Source organism: Aeromonas sp. 600774 (genome assembly GCF_049175075.1).
Taxonomy (GTDB): Bacteria; Pseudomonadota; Gammaproteobacteria; order Enterobacterales; family Aeromonadaceae; genus Aeromonas; species Aeromonas veronii_A.
Window position 1 is genome coordinate 128,619 of sequence record NZ_JAAKUJ010000007.1, and the last position, 12,539, is coordinate 141,157.

10 protein-coding genes and 1 pseudogene are annotated in these 12,539 nt (G+C 60.6%); 7 read left to right on the top strand and 4 right to left on the bottom strand.

Features of this window, described 5'->3' with window-relative positions:
* The first annotated feature begins 114 nt into the window (after positions 1-114).
* The 3 genes from uhpA to G5171_RS09545 are packed head-to-tail and all read left to right on the top strand — an operon-like array spanning position 115 to position 3,578.
* A complete protein-coding gene (uhpA, locus tag G5171_RS09535) occupies positions 115-705 on the top strand; it encodes a transcriptional regulator UhpA (RefSeq protein ID WP_005334071.1) in 591 nt (196 codons plus the stop codon).
* Entirely contained in the window at positions 702-2,222 is a 1,521-nt protein-coding gene (gene uhpB, locus G5171_RS09540) for a signal transduction histidine-protein kinase/phosphatase UhpB (protein ID WP_421251213.1), read from the top strand. The genes uhpA and uhpB overlap by 4 nt, the downstream gene beginning before the upstream one ends.
* A gap of 21 nt (positions 2,223-2,243) precedes the next feature.
* A complete protein-coding gene (locus G5171_RS09545) occupies positions 2,244-3,578 on the top strand; it encodes an MFS transporter (protein WP_421251214.1) in 1,335 nt (444 codons plus the stop codon).
* A 92-nt stretch (positions 3,579-3,670) separates the two neighbouring features.
* Here the strand turns inward: G5171_RS09545 and G5171_RS09550 are convergent, their stop codons facing one another.
* Positions 3,671-4,804, bottom strand: a complete 1,134-nt coding sequence (locus tag G5171_RS09550; protein WP_421251215.1) for a GGDEF domain-containing protein — start codon at positions 4,802-4,804, stop codon at positions 3,671-3,673.
* Between the two features lie 519 nt (positions 4,805-5,323).
* On the opposite strand from G5171_RS09550, the gene G5171_RS09555 reads away from it, so the two are divergent.
* From G5171_RS09555 to G5171_RS09565, 3 genes are all read left to right on the top strand, one after another.
* Positions 5,324-6,124: a transporter substrate-binding domain-containing protein gene (locus G5171_RS09555; RefSeq protein WP_005334079.1), complete on the top strand. Its 801-nt coding sequence runs from the start codon at positions 5,324-5,326 to the stop codon at positions 6,122-6,124.
* Between the two features lie 99 nt (positions 6,125-6,223).
* Complete coding sequence (locus tag G5171_RS09560) at positions 6,224-7,183, top strand: amino acid ABC transporter permease (protein WP_100646278.1); 960 nt, start codon at positions 6,224-6,226, stop codon at positions 7,181-7,183.
* Positions 7,167-7,910, top strand: coding sequence for an amino acid ABC transporter ATP-binding protein (locus tag G5171_RS09565; RefSeq protein ID WP_064338276.1), 744 nt, complete (start codon positions 7,167-7,169; stop codon positions 7,908-7,910). The genes G5171_RS09560 and G5171_RS09565 overlap by 17 nt, the downstream gene beginning before the upstream one ends.
* Before the next feature lie 108 nt (positions 7,911-8,018).
* Here the strand turns inward: G5171_RS09565 and G5171_RS09570 are convergent.
* Positions 8,019-8,811: pseudogene (locus tag G5171_RS09570) on the bottom strand (substrate-binding periplasmic protein).
* A 182-nt stretch (positions 8,812-8,993) separates the two neighbouring features.
* On the opposite strand from G5171_RS09570, the gene G5171_RS09575 reads away from it, so the two are divergent.
* Positions 8,994-9,833 carry a sterol desaturase family protein gene (locus G5171_RS09575; RefSeq protein ID WP_421251216.1) on the top strand — a complete coding sequence of 280 codons (840 nt, stop codon included), beginning with the start codon at positions 8,994-8,996 and terminating at the stop codon, positions 9,831-9,833.
* Positions 9,834-9,945: 112 nt separating this feature from the next.
* Here G5171_RS09575 and G5171_RS09580 read toward each other — a convergent pair whose 3' ends face one another.
* Positions 9,946-11,361, bottom strand: coding sequence for a basic amino acid/polyamine antiporter (locus tag G5171_RS09580; RefSeq protein WP_421260093.1), 1,416 nt, complete (start codon positions 11,359-11,361; stop codon positions 9,946-9,948).
* Positions 11,362-11,370: 9 nt separating this feature from the next.
* Positions 11,371-12,273 carry a homocysteine S-methyltransferase family protein gene (locus tag G5171_RS09585; protein ID WP_421251218.1) on the bottom strand — a complete coding sequence of 301 codons (903 nt, stop codon included), beginning with the start codon at positions 12,271-12,273 and terminating at the stop codon, positions 11,371-11,373.
* Positions 12,274-12,539: the final 266 nt, after the last annotated feature.

Below are 12,539 nucleotides of genomic sequence, written 5' to 3' on the forward strand. Positions count from 1 at the left end.
CCTTGCCCCCCGGTTTTTAGCCCCTTTTCCTGCTGCTGCTTGAGCCTGACTCGGGGGGCAGGTATCTTGTTGGCCGCGTCATGGTCATGACGCACCGAATTTCAGGCTGACATCATGATAAAAATTGCCCTCATCGACGATCACCAGATCGTCCGATCCGGTTTTGCCCAACTGCTCAATCTGGAGCCCGACCTGCAGGTGGTCGCCGAATTCGGCTCCGCCAGCGATGCCCTTGCCGGCCTGCCCGGCAGCGGGGCGCGCGTCTGCGTCTGCGACATCTCGATGCCCGACCAGTCGGGACTGGATCTGCTCAAGCAGCTCCCCTCCGGCCTTGCTGTGGTGATGCTCTCGGTGCACGACAGCCCGGCCCTCATCGAGCAGGCACTGCAAACCGGCGCCAAGGGATTTCTCTCCAAGCGCTGCAGCCCGGACGAGCTGATCGCCGCGGTGCGCACCGCCGCCCAGGGGGGGTGTTATCTGACGCCGGACATCGCCCAGAAGCTGGCCAGCAGCAGCCGGGATCCCCTCACCAATCGGGAGCGGGAGATTGCCCAGTTGCTGGCACAGGGGCTGGAGGTGAAGGCCATCGCCGAGCAGCTCGGCCTCTCCCCCAAAACCGTCCACGTCCATCGCGCCAACCTGATGGACAAGCTCAAGGTCAGCAACAACGTCGAGCTGGCCCACCGCATGCTGGATAGCTGGTGATCTCCCGTTTTGCCAGCTATGTCGCCATCGCGCTGGCGGCCTGCTTCATCTTTGCCGCCGGCTGGTTTTGCCTCTGGAGCATCAGCCTGCATCTGGCGGGTGGCCCGGCGCTGGCGGTGCTGCTGTTCCCCTTCGGCCTGCGCCTCGGCTTGCTGCTGCAAAGCCCGGGCCACTACTGGCCGCCGCTGTTGCTGTGCGAAGGGCTGCTGCTCTACTGGCTCAATCTGGAAGTGGGGCTGTCCCACTGGCCTTGGCTGGTCGCGGGCAGTCTGCTGACCCTGCTACCGCTGCTGATTGCCCGTCGCCAGCAGGTGCGCAACGACTGGCAGCAACTGTTGCTGCTGCTCGCCACCGTCACGGCGGCGGCGCTGCTGCAAGCCCTGCTCTGGCATCTGGCCGGGGAAGATGGCCTCTCGGCCCTGCTGCTCAGCCTGACCGGCGGGCTGACGCTGACCTCCACCTGCATGCTGATCTGGCACTACCTCACCCGCGCCACCTGGGTGCCGCTGGGGCCTGCGCTGGTGGATCAACCGGTGGAGTGGCGCTTTCGCCATCTGGTCTGGTATCTGTTGCTGTTCGTATTGAGCCTCTGGCTGCAACTGGGATTGCCCAACTCGCTGGTGCGCTTCACTCCGTTTTGTCTGGCCATCCCCATCATCGCCATGGCGTGGCGCTACGGCTGGCAAGGGGCGCTGCTCGCCACCCTGATGAACACCATCGCCCTGCTGGCCAGTCAGGCCTGGCACGATCACCCCCTCGATCTGCTGCTCTCCCTGCTGGCCCAGAGCCTGACCGGCCTGCTGCTCGGCGCGGGGATCCAGCGCCAGCGCGAACTCAATCAGGCGCTAACCCGCCAGCTCGCCCACAATCGCCAGCTCACCGAGCGGCTGCTGGAGACCGAGGAGAGCATCCGCAAGGAGGTAGCGCGCGAGCTGCACGACGACATCGGCCAGACCATCACCGCCATTCGAACCCAGGCAGGGATCGTGCGCCGCCTCGCCCCCGACAACGCCGGGGTGGGCCAGAGCAGCGCCCTGATCGACACACTGTCGCTCGGGATCTATGACGCGGTGCGCGGTCTGCTCGGACGGCTTCGCCCGCGCCAGCTCGATGACATGACTCTGGAACAGGCGGTACGGGCACTGCTGAGGGAGCTGGAGCTGGAACGTCACGGCATCGTCACCCGTCTGGAGTGGCAGCTGGCGGATGGGGATCTCTCGGATGCCCAGCGGGTCACCCTGTTTCGGGTCTGTCAGGAGGGGCTCAACAACGTGGTCAAACATGCCAACGCCCACTCGGTCACCATTCGCGCCCGGACCAGCGGCGAGCAGTTGCAACTGGTGCTGGAAGATGATGGCCGCGGTTTGCCGGAAAGCCGCCCGCAACAGGGCTATGGCCTGCTCGGCATTCGCGAGCGGGTACAGGCGCTCGGGGGCAGTCTGCAACTCTCCTGCATCCACGGCACCCAGCTGACGGTCAACCTGCCCAGTCGCAGACGGGAGGAGGGTCATGGCTAATCACCACCAGAGGGCCTGCCTGTGCTGAGTTTTATGAGAAGCGCGCCGCCGCAGCCCCTTATCCGGGATCAGGCCGAGATCGACGCCACCTATCGCCATTGGCGGCTGCACCTGCTGCTGACCATGTATCTGGGCTACGCGGTCTTCTACTTCACCCGCAAGAGCTTCAACTTCGCCATGCCGGACATGCTGGCGAGCGGCATGCTGGACAAGTCCGATATCGGCATGCTCTGGACCCTGTTCTACATCACCTACGGCTGCTCCAAGTTCTTCTCCGGCATCATCAGTGACCGCGCCAACCCGCGCTACTTTATGGGTGTCGGGCTGATGGCCACCGGCGTTATCAACATACTGTTCGGCCTCTCGTCGGCACTCTGGATGTTTTCCGCCCTCTGGGTCGCCAACGCCTTCTTCCAGGGCTGGGGCTGGCCCCCCTGCTCCAAGCTGCTCACCAGCTGGTATTCGCGCACCGAGCGCGGGGTCTGGTGGTCGGCCTGGAACACCGCCCACAACGTCGGCGGCGCGCTCATTCCCCTTATCGTCAGCACCATTGCTCTGCAACATGGTTGGCGCTACGGCATGATAGTGCCCGGCCTTATCGCCATCATCGCGGGATTGTTCCTCTGCTGGCGACTGCGGGATACCCCGAGTGCCATGGGATTGCCAACGGTGGGCGAGTGGCGCAAGGACGCCATGGAGCTGGCCCAGCAGACTCAGGATGCGGGGCTCTCCCACCGCCAGATCCTGCGCAAGTATGTGTTGGGCAACCCCTATATCTGGCTGCTCGCCTGCTGTTACGTACTGGTCTATGTGGTACGCACCGCCATCAATGACTGGGGCAATCTCTACATGACCGAGCAGCGCGGCTTCAATCTGATGAGCGCCAACTCGGCCATCTCCATGTTCGAGGTGGGAGGCTTTATCGGTGCGCTGGTGGCGGGCTGGGGATCGGACAAGCTGTTCAACGGCAACCGTGGCCCGATGAACCTCATCTTTGCGGTGGGGATCCTGCTGGCGGTGGGGTCGCTCTGGCTGATGCCCTTCTTCAGCTATGTGATGCAGGCGGCCTGCTTCTTTACCATCGGCTTTTTCGTGTTTGGCCCCCAGATGCTGATCGGCATGGCGGCGGCGGAGTGCTCCCACAAAAACTCGGCGGGGGCGGCCACCGGCTTTGTCGGCCTCTTTGCCTATATGGGAGCAGCGCTGTCGGGCTATCCGCTGGCCAAGGTGATGGAGATCTGGCACTGGAACGGCTTCTTCGTGGTGATCTCGGTGGCGGCGGGCGTCTCGGCTCTGCTGCTGCTCCCCTTCCTCAAGGCGCAGGCACCGAGAGCCGCTCAAGCGAATGCAGATTAGCGGGTGGCAGCTGACAAGCTATATCCGGCAAACAGAAACAGCCAGGGCGCGGATCACCTCGCCCTGATTTTATTCCTGAACCTATTCCTGCATCAGGCAGCCTGACAGACCCGGTTCTTTCCTTCCCGCTTGGCCCGATAGAGAGCGTCATCCGCACGGCTGAACAGGCTGTCAAAGTGCCACTCCCCCTGCCAGTGAGCAATACCCATGCTGACGGTGATATGGATCCCCTCTACCTCGCTGGCCGCAAGCTGAACCCGCAGTGACTGACAACGGGCGATCGCCTCGTCTGCAGTGACATGGCGAAACAACAGCACAAACTCCTCGCCCCCAAAGCGGCCCGCCAATACCCCCTCCAGCTCGCGCAGTGACAACCCGACCCGCTCCAGTACCCGATCCCCCACCTCATGACCATGCCGATCGTTGATCTGCTTGAAGTCATCCAGATCGAGCACCACCAGCGCGCCCTGCTGTGCAGGGCGCCCCCGGGCCAGACGCTCCATAAAACCACGGCGATTGAGTAACCCAGTCAGCGGGTCATGACTGGCCTGATAGCGCAGCTCCAGCGCCCGGTGCTGGTTGCAGAGCAGCAGCACCCCGAAGGTGAGCATGGAGCTACCCACCAGCATGGAAACATAGGGCAACACGTTGAACAGCTGACGCTGGAACGGGCTTTCGATCACCTCGCCCCACACGGTAAACATCCGCATCAGGGTCATGGCGATCAGCACCAGATTGAGGCCAATCAGCACCCAGACCGCCACCTGATAATCGGGTCGACCGTGACGCCAGAGCTGCCAGATGATGAGCGAACTGAGCATGAGGAAAGTGGCGCTGCTGATCATCACCCGCACCGCAATCCGGCCATCGATGGCGACCGACCAGGTCATGATGGCTGCAAACAGCAGGATGAATCCCCAGCAGACAGGCCAGCCCGGCGATTGACGGAAGAAACAACGCTGGGCGACCAGCAGCAACGACACATGAAAAATCAGGAACACATTGCCCACCCAGGAGCCATAGGGGGTAGGTGTCAGCAGCAGACTGGCAAATCCCGCCTGACCCAGCATGGCAAACAGACTGGACCACCACCAGACCCCGACGCCGGGAATATCGTTGTGGGTAACGCGAATGATGGTAAGAGTGAGGAAACCGAGACAATAGCCACACAAGGCCATGATCATCAAGGTAAAAATATCCAGCTTGAGCAGTAGTGAGGCGTCCATACCAAAGCCATGCAGAGAGGGTAACTGAGTATATGAGAAGCGTTTGCCAAGACCCAGTGCGACTTGATGGTTTTCACAATAAAGCCCGTTCGTTTGCTGACAAACAGAGCAATGCGTGTGATATCCCACCAATGCGTATTCGTATCAGCCCCATAAAAGCCTCTTACGGAGCCCAATAGCACAATGAGAGCTGCAAGCGGCACCCTGGCTTTGTAACAAAATGTCTTGGGGATAATTTGGGCTTGAACCCACTCAATTAGATAGATATGTTGTTTTCGTGTGATTTTATGAATGAAGCCATGAGCAATAAATGTCTCTAACCTGTTGAGTCTTCTGACACAATCTGTTTTTGGTACATTTTTCACTCAATCACTATTCATAGCATCTCATATGGGGCTTTTGTCCCGCTCAAGACATTCATCCTGTCTTGCCTGTTGCCGGATGCAGCAGTCTCTTGTGCCACGGAGTCGCACGGGATCAGGTTCAAGGCCGAACACACCACCGACAGAGACGTCACTTATGATCAAAAAACTGATTCTTTCTACCCTGCTGTTTTGCGGGATCGCCACGGCGGCCCCGACCCCAGCCCCTACTTCCACCCTGGATGCCGTGCTCGAACGCGGCGTGCTGCGAGTCGGCTTCGACGCCGGTTATCAACCCTTCGAGATGACCAACAAGCAGGGCCAGTACATCGGCTTTGATGTGGATCTCGCCAAGATGGTCGCCAAAGAGATGGGCGTGAAGGTCGAGTTCGTCAACACCGCCTGGGATGGCATCATTCCGGCGCTGCTGACCAACAAGTTCGACGTCATCATGGGCGGCATGACCGTCACGCCCCAGCGCAACCTGCGGGTCAACTTCGCCGATCCCTACATCGTGGTCGGCCAGACCATAGTCCTGCGCAAAGAGAAGGCGGGCGAAATCAAATCCTTCACCGACCTCAACGACCCGAAATACAAGATCGCGGTCAAGCTCGGCACCACCGGCGAGCAGGCAGTCAAGCGCCTGATCCCCAAAGCCACCCTGCTGCAGTTTGAAACCCAGGATGACGCCAAGCTGGAAGTGATCAACGGCAAGGTCGATGCGTTCGTCTATGACCTGCCCTACAACGCTATTTTCGCCTCCCAGAATCAGGGCGCCGTGGTGCACCTCGACAAGCCGTTCACCTTCGAGCCGCTGGCCTGGGCCATCCGCAAAGGGGATCAGGACACCCTCAACTGGTTCAACAACTACCTGCGCCAGATCAAGGGCGATGGCAGCTACGACCGTCTCTACAAGAAGTGGTTCGAATCCAACGCCTGGCTGAATCAGCTCAAATAACCTCCGGGGGGCGGCACATGCCGCCCCTGCACCACGCAGCTCCCCACACAATAACGAGAAGAGGTTGTGACTGTGCACACACCCAAACCGACAAGACAGATGGAAAAACAACCCAATCAGCTACTCTGGCATGGGGTTTTCCTGCTGATGCTGCTGGTTGCCGTATTCGGCATCTACAAGGCTGTCCAGTCAGTGGATTACACCTGGCGCTGGGAACGCATTCCCCAATACATCGCCTATCAGGCGGAGCAGAAGAATCTCGCCGAATTTGACGGCACCGTGATGGCGGGCACCAGCGAGGCCGAGAAGGGCAAGCTGTTCCTGCAAGACGATCTCGACCCCAATGTGCGGCAAGCCATTGCCAGTACCGGCGTACAAGTCGCCGAAGGGGATACCGTTTTTCGTGGCGATACCCTCGACACCCAACTGAGCTGGACTGCAGGCCCCATCGCCTGGGGCGTCTGGGTCACCGTCAAACTCTCGCTGGTGGCGGGCATCTTCGCCATCCTGCTCGGCACCCTGGCCGGGCTGGCCCGACTATCCCCCAATCCCGCACTGCGCAATCTGGCGGTCACCTACGTTGAGCTCATCCGCGGCACGCCGCTGCTGGTGCAGATCTTTATTGTCTACTTCTTTATCGGCACCGTGCTGAACCTCGACCGCTTCACCGCCGGGGTCGCCGCGCTGGCGGTCTTTACCGGCGCCTATGTGGCGGAAATCGTCCGCGCCGGTATCAGCTCCATCCACAAGGGGCAGATGGAGGCGGGCCGCAGCCTGGGTATGACCTCCGCCCAGACCATGCGCTATGTCATCCTGCCGCAGGCGTTCAAGCGGGTGCTGCCACCGCTGGCAGGCCAATTCATCAACCTCATCAAGGACTCCTCGCTGGTCTCGGTCATCTCCATCACCGATCTGACCAAGGCGGGGCGCGAGGTGGTGAGCTCCACCTTCAGCCCGTTCGAGGTATGGTTCACCGTGGCCCTGCTTTATCTGGTGCTCACCGGCACCCTCTCCTTCCTGGTACGCCGTCTCGAGGTAAAATATGCGAAAAGCAACTGATCCCATCATCAAAGCGACCGGCGTAGAGAAGTTCTACGGTAGCGAAGTGCATGCCCTGAAAAATGTCAGCACCCAGGTCGCCGAAGGGGAAGTGGTGGTGATCGTCGGCCCCAGCGGCTCGGGCAAATCCACCTTCCTGCGCACCCTTAACCAGCTGGAGACCATCAACGACGGCAATATCGTGGTCGACGGCATCTGCCTGACCGAGCCGGGCGATGTCAACAAGCTGCGGGAAGAGGTGGGCATGGTGTTCCAGTCCTTCAACCTCTTCCCCCACCTGACGGTGCTGGATAACATCTGCCTCGCTCCGCAGAAGGTGCGTGGCCTGTCGCGCCGTGAGGCCGAAGACAGAGCCAAGGCGCTGCTGCTGAAAGTGGGGCTGTCGGTGAAAGCGGCCAGCTATCCCTCCCAACTCTCCGGCGGTCAGCAACAGCGGGTGGCCATCGCCCGCGCACTCGCCATGCAGCCGCGCATCATGCTGTTTGACGAGCCCACCAGTGCGCTGGACCCCGAAATGGTGGGGGAAGTGCTGGATGTGATGAAGGGGCTGGCTCGCGAGGGGATGACCATGGTGGTGGTGACCCACGAGATGGGCTTTGCCCGCGAAGTAGCGGATCGGGTGCTCTTTATGGAGAGTGGCGAACTGCTGGTGGATGAAAAACCGGCCGATTTCTTCGACAATCCCCCCTCCCCGCGTCTGCGCCAGTTCCTGAGTCAGGTGCTGTAGCCAACACGCTCTGCTGGATAAACGAAGAGGGACCGCAGGGTCCCTCTTTTTGTACTTGACGCTGGAGCAGACTCAACCCAGCTGAACCCGAGTCCCCATCTCATCGGCTCAGCGCGGGGACTTTCCCAGATAGCGCTCCACGATCACTTTCACCCCGTCACGTTTCTTGAGCTGATAGAGCTCTTTGTCAAACTGGTCGATAAAGGCCTGTTTGTAGGGATACTCCCCCTTGCGGCTATAGCCGAGGACCCCCTGCTCCTTGCTGAGCACCGGCCCCTGTTTGAGCAGAGACATATCGGCCACCGCCAGTTGTTCTCCCTTGATCATGTTCAGCAGTTCATAAAGCAGGGAAAGGCGGTCATTGATGGTGCAATCGACCCGACCGCGGACAATCTTGAGCAGGTTCTCCCGATTGCTTTTCACCTCCTCCACGTCGATCTGCTTCTCCTTCACCGCCTGCCAGAAGGCATCTCCGCCGACAGCAAAGCCGGCGTTCATACCAAAGCGCAAACCGTGATAGTCGAGCGGAAACCTGGCCTGCGGGGTATTGACCGCAACACTGGCGCCGCACATCACCACCAGCTCCTCGTCGAGCATCGGTTGGGAGTAAGGCCACATCCAGGGACGACTGTCGGGCTGGTAGTAAGGCGGAAAGATGGCGAAGGCGCTGCCCTGTTCCACCATGCTCAGACCGCGCCGCCAGGGCATGGGCTTGAGCACCACCTCATAACTACTCATGTGGGTGGTCACCTCGCGGATAATATCGGCATAGATCCCCCTGACCTCCTCCCCCCTCCTGCCAGGAGTAGGGGGGATAGTTGGCATCGGCCAAAATTTCAACACGGGTTTTGGCCTGGGCCAGCAGGCAAAATCCCAGCAACAGATAAACACAGACACGCATCGCCCAATCCTCTGACGGTCAATCTGCATCAAGCATAGTCAGCGGTCACCATCCATCAGATTGAATTGCGGCCTCACTGCAAACCCGCCAAAGCCATCGGGCAAGATGGCTAGAAAATGTTAATGAAATATTGCTTTCATCCTTTATGCTGAAGAACAATTGCTCTGAATGGATGGCCGCATATGGATGTGCAACTGCTTTTGCTCTACCTCTCCCCGGTTTTTCTGGCCTTTATCGGCTGGGAGATGCTCTATCTGCGCAAACATGGCGCGGCCTTTCCCACTGCCACCTACCAGTGGAAAGATCTGCTGGCCAACGCCGCGCTGGCCCTGATGCACCAAGGGGGTGATGCGCTGGCGGCCATCGCCATTGCTTATCTGTATGACACCCTCTGGGGCTGGCGACTGTTCGATATCGAGCTGAATCTCTGGAGTGTGCTACTGCTGTTCCTGTTGCAGGATCTCTGTTACTGGCTGTTCCATTTCACCAGCCACCATGTTCGCTGGCTGTGGGCCTCCCACGTGGTGCACCACAGCTCGGAGCGACTCAACCTCTCCACCGCCTTTCGCCAGAGCCTGATGTATCCCATCTCCGGCATGTGGCTGTTCTGGATCCCGATGATTGTCATCGGCTTCCCGCCCGAGGCGGTGGTCGCCACCGTGCTGCTGAGCCTGGGTTTTCAGTTTTTCGTCCACACCCAGGTGGTGGGCAAGCTCGGCTGGCTGGAGTGGATCTTCAACACCCCCTCCCACCACAGGGTGCACCACGCCAGCAACGCCAAGTACATAGACCGCAACTTCGCCGGGGTGCTGATCATCTGGGATCGGCTGTTCGGCACCTTTGTCGAAGAAGATCCGGCCGAGCCATGCCGCTTCGGCATCACCAAGCCGATCCACAGCTTCAACCCCCTCACCCTCACCTTCCACGAGTGGCGCGACATGCTGCATGACGCCCGTGGCCTACCCTGGCGACAAAAGCTCGCGGTGCTGTTTGGCAAACCGGCTGGGCCTGCCAGCCGCTGAGCCTTCGCCCCGAATAGCAACTCCCGGATAGCAAGCCCCAGATAACCAGTCCCTGATAACAAAGAGAGCGCCACGGTGGCGCTCTGTTTTATGGTCAGTCACATCTTCGATATCAGAGATGGGCGAACGACCAGACGGCGGGGATCAGGCTCAGCAAGGTTACTCCGGCCAACAGCCGCTCGCGGCCACTCAGGCAAAGATCTGTGCCCAGCTGACGGCGACTGTAGAGAAACAGCAGCAGACCCGGCCCGTAGAGCAGAAGCGACAGCAGCAGATACTCCACCCCGGCGGCATAGAGCAGCCAGAAGCCGTAACCGCTCGACACCAGTGCCACCGCCCGCATCAGGCCTTGGCCCTGCCCGCTCTCCCCCTTCCTGCTGAACAAGAGCTTGAGCAAAAACAGGCCGATCAGCAGGTAGGGCACCAGGATCATCGAGGTAGAGATAAGCAGCAGGCTGGTGTAGCCCTTGCCGAGCAACCACACCAGCAGCAGGCATGTCTGCACCGTCAGACTGGTGAGCCAGAGCGATGCTATAGGCGTCCCGTTGCGGTTCTGGCGCCGGAAGATGGCAGGAAAGGCGCCGTGTCGGGCCGCGCTGAACGGCACCTCGGCCGAGAACAGGGTCCAGCTCACATAGGAGGCGAGCACCGAGACGATAAGGCCGACACTGATAAGCAGCTTGCCCCAGGAGCCGGTCATCTGGGCCATCAGCCCTGCCATCGAGGGGTTGGGCAGGGCCGCGAGTTCAGGCCGACTCAATATCCCCAGTGCCAGCACCGAGATAAGCACATAGAGCAGCAGCGCCAGCACCACACCAAGCACAGTGGCCGTGCCCACATCCCGCCGGTTTCTGGCGCGGGCCGACAGCACCGCAGCCCCCTCAATACCGGTGAAGACCCAGAGAGTGATCAGCATGGTATTGCGCACCTGCTCGGAGACCGGCACCGCCAGGGTGCTGCCCTGCTGATCCGCCGCGAAGGTGACCGGGTCGAACCAGTAGCAGGCAAACAGGATAAACAGCAGCAGCGGCAGGCTTTTGGCCAAGGTCGCCACCAGATTGAACAGCGCCGCCTGCTGCACACCACGGGCCACCAGCAGGTGCACCGCCCAGAGGATGCAGGACTCACCGACAAACGCCGCCAGGGTATTGCCATCACCAAACCAGATCTGCTCGGGGGTATCGATAAAGCTGCCCAGCGCCGCAAAGGCGATGACCAGATAGCCCACCACGCCGATGGTGGCGCAGAGCCAATAGCCCCAGGCGGAGAAAAAGCCCACCAGATCGCCAAAACCGGCGCGGGCGTAGCTGTAGATGCCGCCGTCAAGGTCCGGCCTTAACCGCGACAGATAGAGAAAACTCATGGCGAGCGCCAGGATGCCCCCCCCCGTCACGCCCCAGCCGATCAGCACGGCGCGTGCGCCTGCCACCTCGGCCATGTTCTGGGGCAGGCTGAAAATCCCCGCCCCCACCATGGAGCTGAACACCAGCGCGGTGAGTGACCAGAGCCCAATCTTGTTCTCTTTCATGGAAGCTCCTTAGCGCAACCGGCGGCTCAGCGCCTGAATATGCTCGGGGCCGATGCCGCAGCAACCGCCGATTAGGTTCGCCCCGGCTGCGCGCCAGCGCTCGGCCCAGCCAAGGTAATCCAGCGGCCCCAGATCGGCGCGGATCTCGTCCAGCCCATCATTGGCGGTGGCCTCTTTGGGTTGCGGCGGGAAGGCGTTGGCATAGGCACCGAGGCGAATGTCTGCGCGGCCCAGCGCCTGCAATCGGGCGCGAGCAACCTCGAGGGCCCCCTCGATCACCTCGGGCTGACAGCAGTTGAACAGGATGGCATCGACTCCAGCCGCCACCAGCGAGGTCACCGCATCGGCCACCCGTTCGCCGGAGCGCAGTCGCGGCTCGTTGCCCGGCGCCTCATCTTCCAGCGTGAAGGAGACCCAGAACGGCTTGCCATCGTCAGGCAACAGCGCTTTCAGGGCCAGTGGCTCGGCAATCAGGCTCATGGTCTCGGCCAGCCAGATATCCACATAAGGGGATAGCGCCCGGATAAGCGGCGTGGCCAGCTCGTTCACCCGGTCCGCCTTGAACAGGTCGGCACGGTAGGAGCCAAACAGCGGTGGCAGAGAACCCGCCACCTGCACGGCACCCTTCTGCTCGTCAGCCACTTCGCGGGCCAGTTGACCAGCAAGTGCTGCCAGCCCCTCCCCGTCGGCAAAGAAACGCTCATCGCCGATATGAAACGGCACCAGCGCATAGCTGTTGGTGGTTATGACCCTGGCCCCGCTCGCCACATAGGCCTGATGCACGTCACGCACCGTCTCTGGCGCCTCTATCAAGGCCAGCGCCGACCACTCGGGTTGACGAAACGGTGCCCCCCGCCGTGCCAGCTCGCGCCCCATGCCCCCATCCAGCACCCACAATTCCCTGGTTTCCATCTGTCGTGTCTCTTTGTTATGTGCGTTGTTTATTTGCGTATTTATCTGTTTGTTTTGTTGATCTGCGGTTTCGCATCGAATCGCTGCAGATCGTCCTGCTTCATCCTGTGAAGCCTTTTATTATACAGCCATAAAAACATATGGATGTTTAGATGGCCAAAATAAGATAAAACAAAGTGCCACGGGCGGCAATCAGTATCAACAGAAATCAGCATGCGACCGGCGATGTAAATGCAGAAATGCAAGAGGCCACCCGAAGGTGGCCT